The sequence below is a fragment of the Rhizobium sp. KNZ2-6A genome (assembly GCF_056755475.1).
Genome location: NZ_JBNDIC010000010.1, coordinates 46,562 through 67,642 on the forward strand (window position 1 = coordinate 46,562; position 21,081 = coordinate 67,642).

At 60.6% G+C, this 21,081-nt stretch carries 22 protein-coding genes and 1 tRNA gene; 12 read left to right on the forward strand and 11 right to left on the reverse strand.

What is annotated here, in order from left to right; all coding sequences use genetic code 11:
- Positions 1-82: 82 nt before the first annotated feature.
- Positions 83-958: a LysR family transcriptional regulator gene (locus tag ACPYOP_RS09325; protein WP_481410108.1), complete on the forward strand. Its 876-nt coding sequence runs from the start codon at positions 83-85 to the stop codon at positions 956-958.
- 16 nt (positions 959-974) lie between these two features.
- On the opposite strand, the gene ACPYOP_RS09330 is transcribed toward ACPYOP_RS09325, so the two are convergent.
- Positions 975-2,063: a citrate synthase/methylcitrate synthase gene (locus tag ACPYOP_RS09330; RefSeq protein ID WP_481410109.1), complete on the reverse strand. Its 1,089-nt coding sequence runs from the start codon at positions 2,061-2,063 to the stop codon at positions 975-977.
- Positions 2,064-2,147: 84 nt separating this feature from the next.
- Between ACPYOP_RS09330 and ACPYOP_RS09335 the strand changes: the two genes are divergently transcribed.
- Positions 2,148-3,281 carry a citrate synthase gene (locus ACPYOP_RS09335; RefSeq protein WP_481410110.1) on the forward strand — a complete coding sequence of 378 codons (1,134 nt, stop codon included), beginning with the start codon at positions 2,148-2,150 and terminating at the stop codon, positions 3,279-3,281.
- Positions 3,282-3,306: 25 nt separating this feature from the next.
- On the opposite strand, the gene ACPYOP_RS09340 is transcribed toward ACPYOP_RS09335, so the two are convergent.
- Positions 3,307-3,678 carry a VOC family protein gene (locus tag ACPYOP_RS09340; RefSeq protein WP_481410111.1) on the reverse strand — a complete coding sequence of 124 codons (372 nt, stop codon included), beginning with the start codon at positions 3,676-3,678 and terminating at the stop codon, positions 3,307-3,309.
- 31 nt (positions 3,679-3,709) lie between these two features.
- On the reverse strand, positions 3,710-4,711 hold the full coding sequence (gene tehA, locus ACPYOP_RS09345; protein ID WP_481410112.1) for a dicarboxylate transporter/tellurite-resistance protein TehA: 1,002 nt from the start codon (positions 4,709-4,711) through the stop codon (positions 3,710-3,712).
- Between the two features lie 305 nt (positions 4,712-5,016).
- Between tehA and gnd the strand changes: the two genes are divergently transcribed.
- Positions 5,017-6,042: a phosphogluconate dehydrogenase (NAD(+)-dependent, decarboxylating) gene (gnd, locus tag ACPYOP_RS09350; RefSeq protein WP_481410113.1), complete on the forward strand. Its 1,026-nt coding sequence runs from the start codon at positions 5,017-5,019 to the stop codon at positions 6,040-6,042.
- Between the two features lie 95 nt (positions 6,043-6,137).
- On the opposite strand, the gene ACPYOP_RS09355 is transcribed toward gnd, so the two are convergent.
- Positions 6,138-6,710, reverse strand: a complete 573-nt coding sequence (locus tag ACPYOP_RS09355; RefSeq protein WP_481410114.1) for a TetR/AcrR family transcriptional regulator — start codon at positions 6,708-6,710, stop codon at positions 6,138-6,140.
- A 51-nt stretch (positions 6,711-6,761) separates the two neighbouring features.
- Here ACPYOP_RS09355 and ACPYOP_RS09360 point away from each other — a divergent pair, with 51 nt between their 5' ends.
- Positions 6,762-7,298, forward strand: a complete 537-nt coding sequence (locus ACPYOP_RS09360; protein ID WP_481410115.1) for a dihydrofolate reductase family protein — start codon at positions 6,762-6,764, stop codon at positions 7,296-7,298.
- A gap of 60 nt (positions 7,299-7,358) precedes the next feature.
- Here ACPYOP_RS09360 and ACPYOP_RS09365 read toward each other — a convergent pair whose 3' ends face one another.
- The 5 genes from ACPYOP_RS09365 to ACPYOP_RS09385 are packed head-to-tail and all read right to left on the reverse strand — an operon-like array spanning position 7,359 to position 12,847.
- Entirely contained in the window at positions 7,359-8,585 is a 1,227-nt protein-coding gene (locus ACPYOP_RS09365) for a molybdopterin molybdotransferase MoeA (RefSeq protein ID WP_481410116.1), read from the reverse strand.
- A gap of 3 nt (positions 8,586-8,588) precedes the next feature.
- Complete coding sequence (gene moaC / locus ACPYOP_RS09370) at positions 8,589-9,083, reverse strand: cyclic pyranopterin monophosphate synthase MoaC (protein ID WP_481410117.1); 495 nt, start codon at positions 9,081-9,083, stop codon at positions 8,589-8,591.
- Position 9,084: 1 nt separating this feature from the next.
- Entirely contained in the window at positions 9,085-9,900 is an 816-nt protein-coding gene (gene trpC, locus ACPYOP_RS09375; RefSeq protein ID WP_481410118.1) for an indole-3-glycerol phosphate synthase TrpC, read from the reverse strand.
- A 6-nt stretch (positions 9,901-9,906) separates the two neighbouring features.
- Positions 9,907-10,929 carry an anthranilate phosphoribosyltransferase gene (gene trpD, locus ACPYOP_RS09380; RefSeq protein ID WP_481410119.1) on the reverse strand — a complete coding sequence of 341 codons (1,023 nt, stop codon included), beginning with the start codon at positions 10,927-10,929 and terminating at the stop codon, positions 9,907-9,909.
- A gap of 25 nt (positions 10,930-10,954) precedes the next feature.
- On the reverse strand, positions 10,955-12,847 hold the full coding sequence (locus ACPYOP_RS09385; RefSeq protein ID WP_481410120.1) for a peptidylprolyl isomerase: 1,893 nt from the start codon (positions 12,845-12,847) through the stop codon (positions 10,955-10,957).
- A gap of 180 nt (positions 12,848-13,027) precedes the next feature.
- On the opposite strand from ACPYOP_RS09385, the gene ACPYOP_RS09390 reads away from it, so the two are divergent.
- From ACPYOP_RS09390 to ACPYOP_RS09405, 4 genes are all read left to right on the forward strand, one after another.
- Positions 13,028-13,309, forward strand: a complete 282-nt coding sequence (locus ACPYOP_RS09390) for a hypothetical protein (RefSeq protein WP_481410121.1) — start codon at positions 13,028-13,030, stop codon at positions 13,307-13,309.
- Between the two features lie 257 nt (positions 13,310-13,566).
- The gene (locus ACPYOP_RS09395; protein WP_481410122.1) at positions 13,567-14,031 is read left to right on the forward strand and encodes a MarR family winged helix-turn-helix transcriptional regulator; all 465 of its coding nucleotides are present in this window, start codon (positions 13,567-13,569) and stop codon (positions 14,029-14,031) included.
- Positions 14,024-15,250 (forward strand): HlyD family secretion protein, encoded by a 1,227-nt coding sequence (locus ACPYOP_RS09400; protein WP_481410123.1) that lies wholly within the window; start codon positions 14,024-14,026, stop codon positions 15,248-15,250. The genes ACPYOP_RS09395 and ACPYOP_RS09400 overlap by 8 nt, the downstream gene beginning before the upstream one ends.
- A complete protein-coding gene (locus tag ACPYOP_RS09405) occupies positions 15,243-16,787 on the forward strand; it encodes a DHA2 family efflux MFS transporter permease subunit (protein ID WP_481410124.1) in 1,545 nt (514 codons plus the stop codon). Before ACPYOP_RS09400 ends, ACPYOP_RS09405 begins: the two co-directional genes overlap by 8 nt.
- Before the next feature lie 94 nt (positions 16,788-16,881).
- On the opposite strand, the gene ACPYOP_RS09410 is transcribed toward ACPYOP_RS09405, so the two are convergent.
- Complete coding sequence (locus ACPYOP_RS09410) at positions 16,882-17,286, reverse strand: VOC family protein (protein WP_481410125.1); 405 nt, start codon at positions 17,284-17,286, stop codon at positions 16,882-16,884.
- 78 nt (positions 17,287-17,364) lie between these two features.
- Positions 17,365-17,961: a DNA-3-methyladenine glycosylase gene (locus ACPYOP_RS09415; protein ID WP_481410126.1), complete on the reverse strand. Its 597-nt coding sequence runs from the start codon at positions 17,959-17,961 to the stop codon at positions 17,365-17,367.
- Positions 17,962-18,386: 425 nt separating this feature from the next.
- Between ACPYOP_RS09415 and ACPYOP_RS09420 the strand changes: the two genes are divergently transcribed.
- The 4 genes from ACPYOP_RS09420 to ACPYOP_RS09435 all read left to right on the forward strand — a co-directional run bounded on the left by ACPYOP_RS09420 (position 18,387) and on the right by ACPYOP_RS09435 (position 21,006).
- Positions 18,387-18,476 (forward strand) — tRNA-Ser (locus tag ACPYOP_RS09420).
- Positions 18,477-18,705: 229 nt separating this feature from the next.
- Positions 18,706-19,356, forward strand: coding sequence for a hypothetical protein (locus tag ACPYOP_RS09425; RefSeq protein WP_481410127.1), 651 nt, complete (start codon positions 18,706-18,708; stop codon positions 19,354-19,356).
- Positions 19,357-19,517: 161 nt separating this feature from the next.
- Positions 19,518-20,141 carry a flavodoxin family protein gene (locus ACPYOP_RS09430; RefSeq protein ID WP_481410128.1) on the forward strand — a complete coding sequence of 208 codons (624 nt, stop codon included), beginning with the start codon at positions 19,518-19,520 and terminating at the stop codon, positions 20,139-20,141.
- Positions 20,134-21,006, forward strand: coding sequence for a sigma-70 family RNA polymerase sigma factor (locus ACPYOP_RS09435; protein WP_481410129.1), 873 nt, complete (start codon positions 20,134-20,136; stop codon positions 21,004-21,006). The genes ACPYOP_RS09430 and ACPYOP_RS09435 overlap by 8 nt, the downstream gene beginning before the upstream one ends.
- Positions 21,007-21,081 lie beyond the last annotated feature (75 nt).

Genomic DNA, 21,081 nt, shown 5'->3' on the forward strand with positions numbered 1-21,081 from the left:
TTTGAACGGAGGGATAGAGAGATTGCCTTCATCAGGAAAACGAATATTGAAGGATCATGGCATTAGCATTTATGATGTGAACATGATCCGGAACTTCGACATAGCTCTTATCCGAACCTTTGCTGCCGTTGCCGACAAGGGCAGCATGACGATTGCCGCCAATATGCTGCATATGACTCAGGGTGCAGTCAGCCAGCAGATCAAGCGGCTGGAGGAGATGCTTGGTTGCACCCTGTTCGAGCGGGACAGGCGCGGATTGCGCCTGACGGAAGCGGGCGAACGATTGCTCGGCAATGCCCGCCGCCTGCTGGCGTTGAATGACGAGATTTGGGACGACATGACGGAGAGGAGCGTTCGCGGCAGCGTCCGGCTCGGCGTTCCCTACGATCTCGTGGGAGCAACGCTGGCGCCCGTACTGAGGTCTTACGCCGAACGTCATCCGCAAGTGGAGATTTCGCTCGTCTGCGCCTCGTCGCCGGAACTGCTGGAAGAATTGAGAAAGGGAACCATCGACCTCTGCGTGGTGGAGGAACCATTAGGCTCATCGCAGGGAGAATGCCTCAGCGTCGAGCGGCTCGTCTGGGTGGGCGCGCGGGCGGGAAATGCCCATCGCAAGGTGCCTTTGCCGATCTCGATGGTCGCCGACACCTGTGCCTTTCGCCCGTCGGTCTTTGCGGCCCTTGCCAATGATAAGCGCCGCTGGCGGACGGTCTTCGAGAACGGCAATATCGAGGCGACCACGGCGACGGTGCGCACGGATCTCGCCGTGACCGCATGGCTCGCCTCCACCGTTCCGGCCGATCTCGATATCCTCACGGTCGAGCAAGGGCTGCCGGAACTGCCGGTCTTTGCGATCAATCTGCATTTGCCCAAGGGTGGCGCAACGCCGCAGACGCTGGAGCTTGCCCGCCACATCCGAGAAGGCATGATGCGGCCGCGCCAGTCCGCGGCCGCCTGAGCGTTTATGGGATCCGCTATGCCGCTTTCGGCAATGGACCGACATAGCGCGACTGCGGGCGGATCAGGCGCCCGTCGAGTGTCTGTTCGCGCGCATGGGCGATCCAGCCGACTGTGCGGCCGATTGCGAAGACGCCGGTAAAGGAATTGCGCGGGAAGCCGAGCGCATCGAGCAGCAGAGCGGTGTAATATTCGACATTGACGTCCAGCGGACGATCCGGCTTGCGCTCCTTCAAAAGCGCCAGCGCCGCTGCCTCGATCGCTTCCGCCAATGCGATGCGCCCGGCATCTGCCTGTCTGCTCACAAAGATCGGCTTCAAGGCCGTTTTCAGAGCATCGGCGCGCGGATCGCGAACGCGATAGATGCGATGGCCGAAACCCATCAGCCGCTCGCCATGATCGAGCGCCTGCGACAGCCATGCGCGGGCATTTTCGGGCTTACCGACACCGTCAAGCATATCGAGAACCGGGCCGGGGGCGCCGCCATGCAAGGGACCCTTGAGGGCGCTGATGGCCGCAAGCACGGAGGAGGTCAGGCCCGCATGCGTCGAGGCAATGACGCGCGCGGCGAAGGTCGACGCATTGAGGCCATGGTCGGAAATCGTCACCAGATAAGCATCCAGGCCCGCCGTTTGCTCCGCCGTCGGCAGGCGGCCCGTCAGCATGCGCAGGATATCAGCCGATTGTGAAAGCGATGCATCCGGCTCGATCGGCGTTTCCCCCCGCTGCAATCGCAGCACGGCCGGCAGGAAGACGGCCGGCGCCGCCATCAGGCGGATCGCCGTCGCAAAGTCCTCACCGTCGCCGAGGCGCGCCAGCAAGGCGCGTACGGCATCGACCGGCGGCAGGGCGAGCACAGCGGCATCGGCAGCCTGCACATGCGCGAAGAGCGCAAGGCGGGCCACGCCGAGCTGCGTGCGGACGGAGGCTGCATCGATATGTTCATCGAACAGGCCATCCAGCAACAGCGCCGCAACATCCTCGAAGCGGCTGGTCGCCACAAGATCATCCAGCGATACGCCGCGGATAATCAGACGACCGGCCGCGCCATCGACGTCGGACAGCTTCGTTTCTGCGGCAATGACGTCTTCAAGACCACTTTTCATCATCGTTCTCCTTTGACTATCCGATTAGATCGGGCCTATTTTTATTGACGTCAATCTTGATGCAATTGATCAATATGAGGGAAGATGAGCTGGCTGACGGCGGAGCAGGCGCTGAACCTGCTGGGAACGAAATCACAGACACTCTACGCCAATGTCAGCCGCGGGCGCATTCGTGCGAAGCCGGATCCCGCCGATACGCGGCGCAGCCTCTATTTTACCGACGACGTCAAGCGGCTGGCCGCCCGCCATGCCGGCCGACGCAAGACGGAGGCGGTGGCAGCCGAAGCCATCCAATGGGGTGATCCGGTATTGCCATCGGCGCTGTCGACGGTTTCGAACGGTAGGCTCTTCTATCGCGGCCGGGATGCGGCAATGCTTTCCGAAAGTGCTGCGCTCGAGGATGTCGCGCTGCTGCTGTGGGACATGAAGCGGCCGCTACGTTTCGAGCAAAACGAGGCGCGGCAAAAGACTCCCTCCTTGAACGCCGCATTCTCTGCCCTTGCCGAGCGCATTACGGGAGACCTGCCGTCACTTGGGCGCTCGCTCCCAGCCCTGCAGAACGAAGCGGAAAGCGTGTTCGACACGGTGGCCGAAGCCTTGGCGCCTGGCGCATGGAACGAACCACTACATCAACGCCTTGCCGCAGCCTGGAACCGTCCCGATGCTAGCGATCTGATACGCCGCAGTCTCGTTTTGCTCGCCGATCATGAATTGAATGCTTCGACCTTCACCGCACGGATCACGGCGTCCGCGGGAGCGACTTTATCCGCCGCGGCCCTGTCTGGCCTTTCCACTCTAACGGGTCCGTTGCACGGCGGCGCATGGCAAAGCGTGCGCTCGCTGATCGCCCGGGCCGCAGTAACGGGCGCGGAGGAGGCGGTTCGCAGCTACCTGTCGGAGGGCCGTGCATTGCCGGCCTTCGGTCATCAGCTTTATCCGGATGTCGATATCCGTGCCGAGGCTCTGCTGCACTGCTTTACGCTTCCGCCGCTATTTGCCAGGGTTCGCGACGTCGGCGAACAGCTGGTCGGCGAGCGCGTCAATGTTGACTTCGCTTTGACGGCGATGACCCATGCCTATCACCTCCCGGAGGATGCGCCGTTGATCATCTTCGCGCTGGCGCGAACGGTGGGCTGGCTCGCTCACGCCATGGAACAGGCGACCAGCGGCCGGCTGATCCGGCCGCGTGCACGCTATGTCGGCCCGCCGGTGCAGTGATTTGGCCGGAAATGCAGCATCGCACTCAAGTCTCCGGCAAGTGACAAACCGCTTCGATGTTGTGGCCATCCGGATCGAGAATGAAGGCGCCATAGTAGTTCGGGTGATAGTGAGGACGAAGCCCGGGAGCGCCATTGTCCATGCCGCCGGCCGCAAGTGCTGCCCGGTGAAATTCGTCGACGATTTCCCTGCTTCCGGCCGCGAAGGCTATATGCGCGCTTGTCTGCGACGCATCACGCTGGCCGATCCAGAAGAAAGCCTTCAGTCTGGCGCCATAGCCCGCAAAAGTTTCGCCCTCCGCGTAAAGGCGTTCGATGCCGAGTGGGTGCAATACCCTATCGTAGAATGTCTTCGAATGCTGCAAGTCGCGAACGCCGATCGTCACATGGTCAAGCATGCTGTCCTCCAGATCGCGTCGTTGCGCTTCCCTAACCTTGTCCGATGGCACCGGCATCGCGGTCGGTAAGTTCGACCCAGCCGATCACCAGCTTGCGGTTGGCAATCAGCCAGATCGTTGCCAGTGCGATCAGACCGACGACGACATTGGCAATGGCGAAGAGGATTGGCGCGAGCTGCGTGACCGGCCCGACATCGCCGCGCTCGACCAGCCGCATCGGAGCAGTTGCCAGCGCCGTCGCACCGAAGGTGAAAGCCCAATAGGCGGGACTGAAACCTTCCTTGGTGATCCAGGGCAGGAGGCGAAGCATGATCAAGGCCTGCAGCAAACCGTAGCCGATCATCGCATGCACCAGCATGTCGGGAGGGCCTTTCGTGACGCTGATATAGGCGAGCGCACCGACGGCCGGCGGCGCCAATTGAATTCCAAGGGTCGGCCTCAATGGCGGAGCCAGTGCCGGTCCCGTCAACAGGCGGTGCAGCAATGCCGACTCGATGGCAAGCCAGGCGAAGAAGCCGGCGCCGAAGAAAAGCTGAGCCCAATCGGGAAAACCGAGGGCTGCGCCGACGATGGCGGTGACGAAGCTTCCCGCCACGCTCGGCAGATAAAGTACGGCGGTCGTCGTGGCGATGTCACGCTCGCCTTGCCAAAGGCCGCCGGTACGCCAGACTGAGAATGCGAGCGTATAGGCGGCGCCGAGCAGGAATATGGTTTCGGCACCAATTCGCGAATAAGGCAACAGCCCTCCGGCAACCAGCATGGTCGCCACACCAACCAGGCCGACGAAGCAGCACTGGACGGGATGCGCCACCTCCGTGAGGGCTTCGTCGCGCGCGATCACCCATTTCAGTGCATAAAGCACGATCAACGCCAGCCAGACGGCGAGGCTGACAAAGGTCAGCGCTTCTCCAACGACAGCTGGCAATTGCCAGATGCGGGCACCGACCCGCCAGGCATTGGCGAGGCCGGAGAGCCCCAGAACCATACCGAAGAACGCGGCGGGAATGAGCGGAAGTTTCAGAGACGCAGCCATATGCCTCCTTTGACGCTCCATGGCGAGCGTGGGCCAAGAGAGAATGTGCGAGGAGCCGGAACCGATGCTAAATTTAACAACTCGAACGGAAGTGCAAAATACAGATTTCCTCAAGGCCGGGAAAGCGGGATCATGGCAAAAGGCGGGAGGTTTCGCCCGGCGATATCACAGATGCGTGAGCGTGCAATTTTTTCTGCGCTCCCGAGCCAGCGCATAGCTCGCCCGTCATTTGTTCATTGGAAAAGACTGCGAAATGTCTTTATTGAGTACTCAAAACGATTGAAACCGTCCTAGGAGACTGAAATATGCAAATCGGTATGATTGGCCTCGGCCGCATGGGCAACAACATGGTGCAGCGCCTGATGAGGGGCGGTCACAGCGCGGTTGTTTTCGATGCGCGTCCGGAAAGCATCGCGGGGCTGGAGCAGCTCGGCGCCACCGGCAGCAAGTCACTCGAAGATTTCGTATCGAAGCTCGCGAAGCCGCGTGTCGTCTGGCTGATGCTGCCGGCCGCGATCGTCGATCAGGAACTGGCAGCGATCGTTCCGCTTCTTGAAGAGGGCGACATCGTCATCGACGGCGGCAACTCCTATTATCATGACGACATTCGCCGCGCCGAAGAGCTGAAGCCCAAGGGCATCCATTATGTCGACGTCGGCACCAGCGGCGGCGTCTTCGGCCTCGAGCGCGGCTACTGCCTGATGATCGGTGGCGAGAAGGAAACGGTCGAGCATCTCTCGCCGATCTTCGCAACGCTTGCTCCGGGTGTCGGCGACGTACTCCCGTCGAAGATGCGCTCCGAAGAAGCCGCCAAGAATAGCACGGCTGAGCAGGGCTATCTGCATTGCGGCCCGTCCGGCGCCGGCCACTTCGTCAAGATGGTTCACAACGGCATCGAATACGGCCTGATGGCTGCCTATGCCGAGGGTCTGAACGTGCTGCATCATGCCAATATCGGCAAGGTGACCGCCGAAAAAGACGCCGAAACCGCGCCCCTCTCGCATCCGCAATACTATCAGTATGATCTCGACATCGCTGAAATCTCCGAAGTCTGGCGCCGTGGCAGCGTGATCACCTCCTGGCTGCTCGACTTGACCGCCGACGCCCTGCATGGCGACGCAGCGCTCTCGCAGTATGCCGGCCGCGTTTCCGACTCCGGCGAGGGCCGCTGGACGATCTCGGCTGCGATCGACGAAGGCGTCCCGACGCCGGTGCTGAGCGCAGCACTTTACGGCCGCTTCGCCTCGCGCGGCAATGACGACTACGCCAACAAGGTTCTCTCAGCCATGCGCGCCGGCTTCGGCGGCCACCACGAGAAGCCCGCGAAATAATTGTTCTATCGATTTGCAGGAGTCATTCGCCAAGCTACCTTTGCGAGTGACTTCTGCGGCGAATATTTCCGTGCTTCCGACAATATAGCGGCACTTTATTGCGGAGTGACGCGGGTCGCGACGCTGCACCACTCCTCCAGCGAGCGGCGTATCGCGATGTCGAATGTTTCTGTGCGGGTGAATGCCCACCAGATGCGCGCGCCGATCCATACAGCCGCCATCTGCCATCCCAATGAAGTTGCCTTGGAGGCGTCGCGGGTCAGTCTCCTGCCCAAGGCGGCAGCAAGGGCCGCGCCCCAAGCAGCGCCTCGTGCACGAAGGATCGGATTGCGAATATCCTCGCGCAGCATGAGCAGCCCATCGGTCTCATTCTTTTCAGCGTTTTCGCGGCTAACCAACCGCAACAATAAGCGGATCGCACCTTCCGGCGTCAAAGGCTCCTCCAAATCCGCAAGCGCCGTCGCCTGATCCAACAAATCCCAGGCATGCAGCAGAGCCGCCTCGATGAGGGTGTCCTTATCACTGTAGCGCTGCACCAGCGTCGCTGGTGAGAGTCCGGCGGCCTTACCCGCTTGAGCGAGGGTCAGGTTCGACGGGCCGACTGCCAGCATTTGATCCAGCACGGCGTCGAGGATGGCCTCGTCAGATATGCTCTTGTGTCTTGCCATGGCTAATTAATAAACATACGTTCATTTATGAATCAACAGGAGATGAAAACGATGGCGAAGATTCTCGGCTACATTGCCTCGAGTCTCGACGGCTTCATTGCCGACGAAAACGACAACCTGGATTGGCTTTTCAAATACAACGATATGAATTTGGGAGAACACGGTTACGAGTTGTTTATCAAGCGTATCCGCACGGTTGTCATGGGGCGCGGCACATACGACTTTATCGCCAACGACCCGACACCATGGAGCTATGGAGACCAACGGGTCCTGGTTGTCACTTCAAGCCCCATCGACAGTCCGAAAGGGAAACTTGAGGTGCGCAGCGACGTCGATGCCCTCATCGCCGAGTTGCGTGCGCTGGAAGATGGTGACGTATGGATGCTCGGAGGCGGGCAACTGCAAATGAGATTCCTGCAAAAAGGCGCTCTTGACGAGCTAGAAATCTATCTCATGCCGGAGTTGCTGGGCGGCGGGCGTCCGCTGTTTCCCGCTACGGGCCATCGCGCCAGTCCAAAGCTGATCAGCGCGCAAGCGCTCGATAGAGGATGCGTACGTCTTCATTATCGCCTCAATCGTTCCGATTGACATGAAGTCCGTCACAAAACTCCGGAACGGAAATCGCCATGCGCGTTTCCAAAAATAACCTTAGCCGAGCAAATCCGGCCGCAGCAATATGACCGGAGTGGGCGAGCCCACTTCAAGCTGCGATGCATGCGGCGGGCGGACGACCAGGCAGTCGGCGCGCGAAAAGACCTTCATCATCGACGAATCCTGCTTCGAGAAGGGCTCGGCCACCCAACCGCCATCGTCAGATTTCGTCAACGTCGCGCGAATATAATCCTGGCGCTGATCGTTTGCCGCGAAGGTTACGGCGGTGTGCGCTACGCCCTCACGCTTGACCGGCGGAAGGGATGCGAGCTTTCTTATCAGTGGCTCGAGAAAAAGCAGGCCGCAGACGAGGCTGGAAACGGGATTGCCGGGAAGGCCGAGGACATGCATGTCGCCGAGGCTGCCGACCATCAGCGGCTTGCCGGGGCGCATGGCGATGCGCCAGAAATCCAGTTTCATGCCGGCTGATATCATCGTCGCCTGCACCAGGTCGTGATCGCCGACCGAGGCGCCGCCGAGCGTAACGATGACATCGGCCTTGGCGACCTGCGCCCGACCGATGGCAGCGGTGATCTCGTCGCTGTCGTCGGCGACGATGCCGAGATCGAGCACATGGGCGCCGGCGTTGCGCGCCAGCGCGGCGATGCCGAAGGTGTTCGACGCGATGATCTGCGAGGGACCCGGTTCATTGCCGGGCGCCACGAGCTCGTCGCCGGTCGCAAGAATCGCCACCAGCGGCCGGCGGTAGACATCCAATGCCGGATGGTTCATAGCCGCAGCGACGGTGAGCCGCGAGAAATCCATGACCGTGCCGGCGGGAAGCACGGCTTCACCTTCCAGGAAATCCTGCCCGCGTGGGCGAATATGCTGTCCCTTGCGCAGGGCGTAGGTCGTACGGATACGATCGCCTTCCAGCCGCTCCGCATCTTCCTGCAGGAGAACCGAATCGGCCCCTGCCGGAACGGGTGCGCCGGTGAAGATGCGAACCGTTTCGCCCTTGCCGACGGTTCCCTCAAAGGCATGACCGGCTGCGGAGGCGCCGATGACCCGCAGCTCCGAACCCGGCATTGCCGCGTCCTCGAAGCGTAACGCATAGCCGTCCATCGCCGAAGCATCGAAAGGCGGCTGGGTCAGGCGAGCGGTCAAATCCCTGGCCAAAACCCGGCCCTCGGCCATATCGAGCGGAACGCTTTCAACGCGATGGATCGGCGCGGCGCTATCAAGCAGGCGCGCCTGCGCTTCGGCAACGGGCAATAGGCTCATTTGTCAGGCCCCTGGATGGCGGAAATCACCCGATTTGCCGCCGGATTTCTCCAATAATGTGATACCGCCGATCTCCATACCCCGATCGGCGGCCTTGGCCATGTCATAGATCGTCAGGCAGGCCACGGAAACCGCCGTCAACGCTTCCATCTCGACGCCGGTACGGCCGGTCAGCTTTGCCGTCGCCGTTATGCGCAGGCCGGGCAGGGCGGCATCCTCCTCGATATCGACGGCAACCTTCGTCAGCATGAGGGGATGGCAGAGCGGGATGAGGTTGCTCGTCTGCTTCGCGGCCATGATGCCGGCAAGCCGCGCCGTGCCGACGACATCGCCCTTTTTGGCGTTGCCGTCGCGGATCAGCGTCAATGTCTCCGGCTTCATTCTGACGTAACCAGTCGCCGTAGCGCTGCGTGCCGTCTCCGCCTTATCGCCAACGTCGACCATATGCGCCTCGCCGGAAGCGTCGATATGGGTCAGACCGGCCTTCTCGGTGCTCATTTCACTCGGCCGCCAGAATGCCGGTTTCGCCGTTCAGCAGCAGTTTCGTCGCCGCCGTCACATCATCCTTGCGCATCAGGCTTTCGCCGACGAGGAAGGTGGTGATGCCGGCGGCTTCGAGGCGCGTGCAATCGGCATGGGTGAAGATCCCGCTTTCGCCGACCAGCAGCCGGCCCTCGGGGACCATGGCAGCCAGGTTTTCGCTGACCGTGAGGCTGACTTCGAAGGTGCGCAGATTGCGGTTGTTGATGCCTATCAGAGGAGAGGAGAGCTTCAGCGCGCGCTCCATCTCCTCCGCATCATGGACCTCGACCAGAACGTCCATGCCGAGGCCGAACGCTTCATCCTGGAGGCGCTTGGCATCCTCATCGGAAAGCGACGCCATGATCAGCAGAATGCAGTCGGCACCCCAGGCGCGGGCTTCCTGCACCTGATAGGTATCGAACATGAAATCCTTGCGCAGCGCCGGCAGCGAGCAGGCGGCGCGGGCAGCCGTCAGGAACTCAGGCGCGCCCTGAAAGCTCGGCGTGTCGGTCAGCACCGAAAGGCAAGCAGCACCGCCGGCTTCATAGGCCTTGGCGAGAGCAGGCGGGTCGAAATCCGGCCGGATGAGGCCCTTCGAGGGGCTCGCCTTCTTGATCTCGGCGATCAGTCCGAAACCGCCTGCATCCTTCTTGGCGAGCAGTGCCTTGTGGAAGCCGCGCGGCGCGGATTGCTCGGTCTGCATCGCCTTGAGACCGGCAAGGGAAATCTTGGCCTTGGCGGCGGCGATCTCCTCGCGCTTGTAGGCCTCGATCTTTTGAAGGATATCGGTCATGACGTCCTAGTCCTCTGCTTCCTCGTTGGAAATGGCAACGAGCTTTTCCAATGCAACGGCCGTGGCGCCGCTGTCCAGCGAATGGGCCGCGAGTTTCATGCCATCATGAAGCGTTTCCACCTTACCGGCAATGACTAGCGACGCGGCGGCATTGGCGAGCGCGATATCGCGATAGGCATTCTTTGCGCCGCCGAGCACGCCCCGGAGCGCCGCCGCATTGGCAATGCCATCGCCGCCCTTGAGATCGGCAAGGTCGGCATGCTGCAGGCCGAAATCGGCCGGCGTCAGTTCAAAGGTGCGGATCTTGCCATTCTCAAGCGCCGCGACGGAGGTCTTGCCGGTCGTCGTGATCTCGTCCAGGCCGTCGCCGTGCACGACCCAGACGCTTTCCGCGTTGAGATCCTTCAGCACCTCGGCCAAGGGCAATACCCATTGCGGCGCGAAGACGCCCAGTAGCTGCCGGCGCGCGCCGGCCGGGTTCGAAAGCGGACCAAGGAGATTGAAGATCGTCCGTGTGCCGAGTTCGACGCGCGAAGGGCCGACATGGCGCATCGAGGAATGGTGCAGCTGCGCGAACATGAAGCCGATACCGGCCTCGCGAATGCAGCGGGCAATCGTCTCCGGCCCGATGTCGAGCTTGATGCCCAGCACGGATTGTGTGTCGGCGGTGCCGGCCTTGGAGCTTTGAGCGCGGTTGCCGTGCTTGGCAACCGGCACGCCCGCGCCGGCAACGATGAATGCCGCCAGCGTCGAGATATTGTATGTGCCGACGCCGTCGCCGCCCGTGCCGACGATATCGATGGCATCGGCCGGGGCTTTCACCGGCAGCATCTTGGCGCGCATCGTGGTCACCGCGCCGACGATCTCGTCGACGGTTTCGCCGCGCACCCGCAAAGCCATCAGGAATGCGCCGATCTGGGACGGCGTGGCCTCACCCGACATCAGGATTTCGAATGCCTTACGGGCTTCGTCCCGCGTCAATGCCTCGCGATTGGCGACCTTGGCGAGGAAAGGCTTCAATTCGCTCATCGACTATCCATCCTCCCGAGCGGGCCTAGCGGGACATCGCCTGTTCGGCGAGGCTCTGGTTGACCGTGACGGCATATTTGCCCTGCAGCTGGCTGACCATCTGATCGAGGATGTCGTCGCCGGCGGCGTTGGCGATCTGGGCAACCTGCTGATCGTCATTGCTCAGCGCGTCCGTCGTCGGATTGTCGTTGACATCGGTGACCTTGAGCAGGATCTGCGTCGTATCATCGGCGCCGACGGCATTGCCGACCGCGTCGACCGGGCCGGAGAAGGCGGCTGCGATGCCGCCGCGGCCCAGAACAGGATCATCGGTCGAGCGCTTGATACCGGTCTTGTTTTCGACGGCAATACCGAGCGGCGCGGCGATATCGGCAAGCGACTTGCCTTTCTGCGCCTCCTGCTTCAGCTCGGTCGCCTTGGCGGCGAGCGCGATCTTCTGCTGTTCGGCAGTCCAATCAGCAACGGCCTTTTCGCGCACTTCCGCAAGCGGGCGATCGTGGTCGGGCGTGACATTCATGATGTCGTACCAGATATAGCCGTCATTTCCGACCGTCAGCGGTGCAGGGTTGCCACCCTGCTCGGCCTTGAAGACTTCCGAAAGCAGCTGCTGGCGTGCCGGCAGGTCTTTGATCTCATTGCCGCTCTGGTCAAGGCCGGTCTGGTCGATGGCATCGATGGTGACCAGTTTCAGCTTCAGCTGCGACGCAGCTTCCTGCAGCGAGGCGCCGGAACCGCGCAGGTCCTCGAACTTGTCGTGGGCGCTGGTGATCTCGTTGGCGGCGTTGCTGAGCGCAATCTGCTTGCGGATATCTTCCTTGACCTCGTCAAAATTCTTCGCGGTCTCATTCTTCACGTTGGTCACGCGCAGGATGACCGGGCCGAACGAACCATCGACGACGGGGCTCGTGCCACCTTCCTTAGCGACGGCAAAGGCGGCTTCGGCAACGGTCTTGTCCGGAACCTGATCCTTGGTGAAGGTGCCGAGCAGCACATCGGAGGGCTTCTTGCCCTGATCGGAAACCAGCTGATCGAACGTCGTTCCGGTCTTCAGCGCATCGGCTGCGGCGTTGGCGAGATCCTTGTTGGCGAAGGTCAGCTGCTCGATCGTGCGCGTCGCCGGCGTCGTGAAGCTGTCCTTGCGCTTGTCGAACTGCGCGCGCACCTCGTCGTCAGACACACTCGCCGGATCGGCGATATCCTCGGCCTGCAGTTTGACGTAGCCGAACTTGCGGTATTCCGGAGCGCGATACTTCGACTTGACGCCGTCGAACCACTTCTGCAGGACATCGTCGGCCGGCGCCTTGACGGGATCGATATTGGCGTTGGTCAGCAGCAGATAATCGATGCTGCGGTTTTCGTCGTGATATTGCTTGACGGCGTCGACCAGGACCTGCGGCGCGGTAAAGCCGTTCGAAACCGCCTCGACGATCTGTCCGCGGATCGCAACCTTGCTGCGCTCCTTGATATAGTCGTCAGGCGAAATGTTGCTGTTGCGAAGCAGCGTATCAAATTTCTGCCGGTCGAACGAGCCATTCGTCGCCTTGAAGGCCGGATCGTCGCCGATCAGCTTGGCCAGCCGGTCCTGCGAAAGACCGAGGCCCATGTCGGCGGCAAGCTGGTCGAGCGAGGCGCCGGCGACGAGCTGCGCCACCGTCTGTTGACCGATCCCGAAGGCGCGAGCCTGCTCGGGCGTGATCTGCATGCGCAATTGCTGGCTGATCGCCTGAATCTGGCGGCGGTAGGCGAGGCGGAATTCATTGGTATCGATGTGTTGATCGCCAACGGTGACAACCGTATTGCTGCTGCCGCCGCTGATGAGGGACCGCTCGACGCCCCATACACCGAAAGCTGCCGCAAGAAGAAGCAACAAGCCCTTGGCAAGCCAGGTCTGGGCGATTTTTCTCAGCACGTCGAACATCGGAAAGCAAACCTCGTCATCATCAAGTCTTCGCACGCCGGCGAAACAATCGGAGTTCCTTAGAACAATCCGAACCGGAATTGAAGAGCCACTGGGGAAATCGCCGGATGGTATGCAAAGGCGCCGGAACCTTTGACAGGCAGCGGCGTTCTACGAACCAGAAGACATAAGGAGCACACGATGGCAGAAACGAAATCAGCTTCCGTCCAATCTTCTTCCGCGCGAGCACAGACCGAAGTGGCAATGGAGGATCTTGCAGCGCAGGTCGCTGCGCTACGCGAAGATTTATCGAGGTTGTCGCAGAGCATGGCAGCCGTGGGGCAGGGAGCGAAATCTGTCGTCACGGAGGAAGCCCAGGAGATCACTGAGCAGTTGCGCGAGAGAGTTCGCGAGGAGCCGATCTTCATGGTCGCTGCCGCAGCCGGCATCGGCTATCTCATCGGCCTTCTCAGCCGACGCTAGCTTCGGGTCGAACTCTCGACGGGTGAGACGCCCCCTACGTACCACCTCTGCTGCGAAACTGCCGAAAAGGCGCGGACGAATCGGTCCGCGCCTTTTCAATTGATGATCGGCCGCCACCCACTGCGGCATCTTTGCGACACCCCTGCGACATCTTCGACAACAGCCATTTCTTAATCGCTCGCCTCTTGTATCAAATGGGCGCTTACTATACGTAGTGATAATTATAAGGTTGCTTATCAATAGCAGGCTTTCCTACCATGAATTCGACACCCACCCTCGGTTTTCTCCTCCACGACGTTGCCAGGCTGTTTCGCAAGCGGTTCGAGCAGCGCGCGAAAGATCTGGGCCTAACGCGTTCGCAATGGCAGACGCTCGCCTACCTCGCAAATAATGAAGGCATCCATCAGGCCGGTTTGGCGGAAATGCTGGAGATCGAGCCGATAACGCTGGTCCGCATCCTCGACAAGCTGAGCGAACGCGGCCTGGTGGAGCGCCGACAGCATCCGAACGATCGGCGAAGCTGGCTTCTCTACATGTGCGAGGAAGCCCGGCCGCTGATCGATACCATGCGCGATATGGGCGACCTAACACGCAAGGAAGCGCTCGAGGGAACCTCGCAGGAGGATCAAGAGCAGCTTTATGAACTGCTTACCCTCATGAAATCGAACCTGCTTAGCGCCTGCCGTTCAAAGGCAGTCGACAAAGAGTTACAACATGGCTGATGCATCTTCTCCGCTTCGCGTACCTGCAAATGTAAATTCCGCTGAACAGACCGAGACCCCGGTTGCCGAGGCCCCTTCCTCCAACCCGTCGCCGCAGCCCGCGGCGGCTGTATCGGCGTCTCCAATCGCGCCCCCGGAAACGCCGCGCAAGCGCCGCAACCTGACGCGACCGGTGCTCTTTGCATTGCTCCCCGTCGCGCTCGTCATCGGCGGTTATTACTACGTCACCGGCGGACAGATCATGTCCACGGACAATGCCTATATCCAGGCCGACATGGTCGGCGTTTCCACAGACGTATCCGGCACGGTGATCTCTGTCGACGTGCATGAAAACGAAGTCGTCAAGAAAGGGCAGGTGCTCTTTCGCCTCAAACCCGATTCCTTCCGGATTGCACTGGACGGCGCCAAAGCGCAGCTCGGCAATGCCAGGAACCAGATCCTGAACCTGCAGGCGAATTACAAGCAGGCCCTGGCCGAAATCGCCCAGGCACAGGCCGATATTCCCTATTACCAGACGGAATTCGAGCGCCAGCAGAACCTGATCAACAGCTCGGTTGCCTCGAAGGCGGCATTCGACCAAGCCAAGCATAATCTCGAGGCTGCGCAGCAGAAGGTATCGGTCGCACAGGCCCAAGCGGCAACGACACTCGCGCAATTGGGCGGCGAGGGCACCGCCGATCAGCCCGTCGAGCAGAATCCGCTTTATCTCCAGGCCAAGGCCGCTGTCGACAATGCGCAGCGCGAGCTTGACGATACCGTGGTGCGCGCGCCTTTCGACGGTATCACCGCCAATGTGCCCTCGCTTCAGGTCGGCGCTTATCTGACGGCCGCGCAGCAGGGGTTCTCGCTGGTTTCCACGACCCATGTCTGGATCAATGCAAGCCCGAAGGAAACCGAGCTTACCTATGTGCGCCCCGGCCAGAAGGTCGACATCTCGGTCGATGCCTATCCGGGCGTGACCTGGAAGGGCACGGTCGCCAGCATCTCGCCGGCATCCGGCTCCAGCTTCTCGCTGCTGCCGGCCCAGAATACGACCGGCAACTGGGTCAAGGTCGTGCAGCGCATTCCGATGATCATCAGCATCGATGACATGCAGGGCAAGCCGCCGCTGCGCGTCGGGATGAGCGTCGTCGCCGATGTCGACACCGGCCATGCCCGCGGCCTGCCGGATTTCATCAGCAACCTGCTGGGCCATTCCCGCGGTCAGGATCATGAGTAACGCTACCACCGCTTCGCCTTCAGCGCCCGTCGCCAATCGCGGCGCAATCACCGCCTGTGTCATCCTGTCCGTCATCATGCAGGCGCTGGACACCACGATCGCCAACGTCGCGCTGCCGCATATCCAGGGCGACGTCTCGGCCAGCGCCGACCAGATCAACTGGGTTCTGACGTCCTACATCGTCGCGGCCGCGATCATGACGCCGCCCTCCGGCTTCCTTTCGGCGAAATTCGGCCGCAAGCGCGTCCTGCTGGTCGCGATTGCCGGCTTCGTCGCCGCTTCAGTTCTGTGCGGCCTGTCGGAATCATTGGCGCAGATCGTCGGATTCCGCCTGCTGCAGGGGCTGTTCGGCGCCTCGCTCGTTCCGCTGTCGCAGGGCATTCTGCTCGATATCTACAGCGTCGAGGAGCGCGGCCGTGCCATGGCGCTGTTCGGCGTCTCGGTCATGGTCGGCCCGGTGCTAGGCCCGGTCATCGGCGGCTGGCTGACCGACAATATCAGCTGGCGCTGGGTGTTCTACATCAACGTGCCGATCGGCGCGCTCGCCTTCTTCGGTATCGTCGTCTACGTGACGGAGACGAAGCTCGATGCGCTCGCCAAACTCGACTGGTTCGGCTTCAGCATGCTTTCGATCACGATTGCGGCGCTGCAGCTATTCCTCGACCGCGGCGAACAGCTCGATTGGTTCTACTCGAGCGAAATCATCATCGAGGCGCTCGTCTGCGTCAGCGCCTTCTATCTCTTCATCGTCCATATGTTCACGGCCGAGCGAAGCTTCGTCAATCCGCGGCTCTTCATGGACCAGAACTTTGCCGTCAGCATCCTGTTCATCTTCATCGTCGGCGTGACCTATCTGGCTTCGCTGGCGCTGATGACGCCCTATCTGCAGACGCTGATGGGCTATCCGGTCGTCACCGCCGGTATCGTCATGGGACCGCGCGGCCTCGGCACCATGTTCTGCATGTTCCTGGTGGGGCGCCTGATCGGCAAGGTCGATACGCGCTGGTTGCTGTTCATCGGCCTCGCGCTGACGGCCTGGGCCATGTACGATATGACCGGCTGGACGCCGGATGTCTCGCAATGGACGCTGATATCGGTCGGCTTCGTCCAGGGCGCCGGCCTCGGCTTTCTCTTCGTGCCGCTGACGACAATCGCCTTCGCGACGCTGCCGGCGCAGATGCGCGGCGAGGGAACGGGTCTCTACAACCTCTCGCGCAATATCGGCTCGAGTGTCGGCATTTCCGTCGTTTCGATGCTGATCACCGAGAATACGCAGGTCAACCACGCCAACATTGCCGCCTATGTGACGCCGTTCAACCGCTATTTCGATGCGACGGCCGCGCAGGGCGTGAGCCCCTTGACGGCGGTCGGCCGCGCGACGCTCGACGGCATGATCACCACCCAGGCAACCGTCATCGCCTATATCGACGACTTCAAATTGCTGATGCTGATGTCGATCTTCGCCATGCCGCTATTGGTGCTCCTGCGCAAGCCGAAGGCGCCTCCTGCCGTCGACCACAGCGTCGCGGTGGAATAGAATAGCCAAGCAGCCTTTCCAGTTTCACTGCGTGGCTAGATGGCCGCCGGGCACCACCCCGGCGGTCTTTTTGTATCGAGAGGCGGCGCGTATCTCAATCGTCGAGGTAGCAACCCGCTTCGACATTATTGCCGTCCAGATCGATCAAGTAGGCGCAATAGAAAGGCGGCCGGCGAATGCCCGGAAGACCGTTGTCGCGTGCGCCATGCTTGAGGCCGGCTTCATGAAAGCGATCGACCGCTTCACGCGACGGCGCTTGGAAGCAGAGATGAATGGGGCTGGAGGCAACCGTTGCGCTTTCAGTCCAGAAAGTCGGCCTTCCTTCGGCGATCACGAAGAAAGGCGTTTGCGGCTTTCCGGTGGAAAGAACGATCCAGGCGGAATCGGGCGCCAGCCGGTGCTTTTCCACGATACGGATGCCGAGCGGCGCCAGCATATGTGCATAAAGCCTGGCGCTGGTCCTCAAATCCTTGGCGACGATTCCCATATGGTCGAACATGCTATTTCCCAGAATGTTCGTTTCGGCGAGTTTAACCGACTGTTGGAGGAGGCGCTAGAGATCTCGCTTGCTTCTCACTCATGGGAAACGACGGCTGACGAAACGCGAGCCCGCCGCGCCGAAGCGCCAGAGCGGATCGATGTTCTTGGTGATTCCAATGCGCTTGCCTGAGACAACTGGCACCGGTTCCGCCAAGGATATCGAAAACGGCGCCGCATCCAGCGAGCAGCCGTCGAGGCTTATATCGATATCAAGCGCCTGCGACAGCTTGCCCGGCCCGTTGCATAGCGAGACGATATCGGCAAGCCCCCGCCGCCGGATCATCTCCTCGATGCCGTTTTCCGGCTCGATCGCCCGGATGAGCACCGCGCTGCCCTTGGTGCAAACGAAATTCAGGCACCAGTGAATGCCGTAGGAGCGATAGACATAGACATGGCCGGCCGCTCCGAACATGGCCGCGTTGCGCGGCGTCGGCCCACGATATGCGTGGGAAGCCTCATCATCCGGCCGATAGGCCTCCGTCTCGACGATGCGACCGCCTATGCCCGCGACCGTGAAACGCGCGCCGATCAGGTCGGACGCGACCACGACGGCATCTCGGCTGAAAAAAGCGGCGAGGGCAGGGCCGGCGAGGGGCTTGGCGCCGAGCGACAGGGAATGATCATCAAAAGTCATGGCAGGAAACTATCCCGGATAGCCCAAGCCATCAACACGACATCCAGCAATCGAGACCTTCGCGGCCAACGCGTCAATAATTGACAAAAAATAAGCCTAGCTTACTAATGGCTTGCTTCAGTCAGATTTGACCCCTGACCTGGCGACGGGGGCCCGGCCGTCTCCCGCGGCCGGGCCACCTTATTTCCTGCGCCTGGGTCGCTTTGCGTCGGACAAATGACGAGCGCCGATATTGGAGCCCTTCGCAGTAAGTTTAATTCTCGCGGAAACTTGCTGAATGACCGTAGAACGCCGTGGGAACACATTGACGCGGCGGTCAAAGCTGCTAAAAAGCCAGCCGTCGAATGATTGGGTAGAAAATCGGCAACCGCATCCGATTTCGAAGAATCAACAAAATGTAGATTTTTCAATCCATTCAATGACTTGGAAGAGTGTCCGAGTGGTTTAAGGAACCGGTCTTGAAAACCGGCGTGCGGGAAACCGTACCGTGGGTTCGAATCCCACCTCTTCCGCCAAGAATCATTGATTTTGTTGATTAATTTCTGTTTTCATTAATCGAATTAATTCTCTACACTTTATGATCAAGGCCCGCTCTCGCGAAAAATCAATGAATTCGAATTGGCATTTTGTCGCGTTTCGCCTGGAAATTACTATTCAATTATTGAACGATTGCTCGCGCCATCTTATTGCTTTCCGCCTTAAAATCAGTTGATCTGCACCATGGAATGCAACCAGAGGCAACAGATGTTCAAGCGCGCAAAGCATATCTTCATGGTTGGATTCGCATTCGTGGTTTCGGCATTCAATTGTTTTGCAGCAGACATTCCATCATTTTGGCGCAAGAGCATGACCAATGATCCGGCGACCAACTGGTATCTGGCCGAAGCGATGAAGCCGCTGGCAAACAGGGATGCTGAAACCCTTAGGGTACAAAACCTCGGAGGTATTATTGGCAACGTATGCACGAATGCGAAGATTAACAGGTCCGTGGGAGAAGACTTTCTGAATCGTTCTCGTAATTCCAAGCTGAGCGGTAGCGCCTATAAAGAGTCTGTGTTTCTCGTCGACGATCAATTTAAATATTTCGATTATCGAGCTCTGGTCCATTTATGCGCGGGAAGTGATTATTTATTTGGCTCACAGGGTCACCTTCTCGCCAAACTGATCACGGGGGCCAAGGACCAACCAAGGTTCGCTTATGATCCCAGCAACAGCTTCATTCGTCTGGCTTCTATCGCCACGGCGAGACACGATCACTTCAGATCGCCGATCGGCAAAATGCCACATGTGAACAGCGACGGCCAATCTAGCAGGGAAACGACAGTCGACGCACTCTCGCCTGATCAAGTTGAGCGAGCACTTCATCGTAAATCTAAGAGCTTTAAGAATCCTTGATTTCATTGAGTTTTGTCCCAGAGATCATGCTCACGTCTTTGAGGATAGCCTTCGAACTGCGCTAGGCATGCGTTAGCGGCACGCTCGGACTATGGGCATGTCACAATGCGCCCCCATGCCTTGTCACGTCCTTCGCAAAACCAATTTCGAAGGAGGTGACAATGATCCGGCAGCGCATCGCGATCGTCTATCATAGCGGCTATGGCCATACGGGCCGTCAGGCGGAAGCCGTGAGGGTGGGGGTTGAGCAGGTGGATGGCGTCGAGGCCGTGCTGTTGACGGTGGACAAGGTGGAGCGCCACTGGGATGATCTCAATGCGGCGCAAGCCATCATCTTCGGGTCGCCGACCTATATGGGCGCGGTATCTGCATCGTTCAAAGCATTCCAGGAGGCAACATCGCATGCCGTTCTCGCCAAAGGCTACCTGTGGAAGGACAAGATCGCGGCCGGTTTCACCACCTCGGGGTCACGATCCGGTGACAAGCTTTCGACGCTGATGCAGATGGTGATCTTCGCAGCCCAGCACGGAATGCATTGGGTCGGGCTCGATCTTCCTCCGGCGAACTGCTCTTCAACGGGTTCCGAAGAGGATATGAACCGTCTCGGCTTCTGGCTTGGCGCGGCGGCGCAGGCGAACACGGATGAAGGCCCGGAGACCGCGCCGCCTGCATCCGATCTCGCCACCGCCCGCCATCTTGGACGACGGGTGGCGCTGACGACGCTGCAGTTCGCCCACGGCCGCGAAATCATGTCATTCCGGCGTGAGCTTGCGGTTCATGAGTGAAACGCCGTTCGACCCGATCTTCTCCGAGCTGCGCCCGCGCCTCGTGAGGCTTGCCTACCGAATGCTCGGATCGGTCGCGGATGCCGAGGATATCGTGCAGGATGCCTGGCTGCGCTGGCTGGCGACCGATCGCGCGACTGTTCGCACGCCCGCCGCGTTTCTGCGGACCATCGTCACCAGACTTTGCCTGAACGAGCTGAAATCGGCACGCCGTCGCCGGGAGTCCTATGTGGGCTCCTGGCTGCCCGAGCCGATCTTCGATCCGGAAGATGCCGATGCGGCCGACGATATCACGCTGCCGTTGATGATGGCGCTGGAACGCCTGTCGCCGCTCGAGCGTGCCGCCTTTCTCCTGCATGACGTGTTCGGCATGGATTTCGACGATGTTGCGCTCGCGATCGGCCGTGAGGCCGCTGCCTGCCGCAAGCTTGCCAGCCGGGCGAGGGAACATGTCGCCGAGGCCCGGCCGCGCTTCGCCATCGGCAGGGAGCAGGGGCTCAAACTTGCCACCGCCTTCTTCACGGCGTCGCGAACGGGGGACATGGCCGCTCTTCGCGCCCTGCTTTCAGAGGATGTCGTTGTCTATGCCGACGGCGGTGGCAAGGTACCGACATCGCAGCGACCGCATATCGGGCTTTCCGCCGTCATGCTGCTTCATGAGCAGCTGGCACGGCTTTTCCGCGCGCAGCCCTCCCAGCTGATCCACTATGCCGTCATCGATGGCCTGCCGGGGTTTGTGACGATAGAAGGCGGCAATGTCGTGCAGACGACCGCGCTGCACATCGAGCGCGAAAAGGTCGTTGCCATCTATTGCATGCGCAACCCGGACAAGCTGCGGCACATTATCGGCGCAATGCCCCATTGACGGTTGACGGCGCGAAGAGCCGGATGCGAAACATGGCATCGTCACCGCGCCGTAACGCGCTTCAGCGAGAGGACT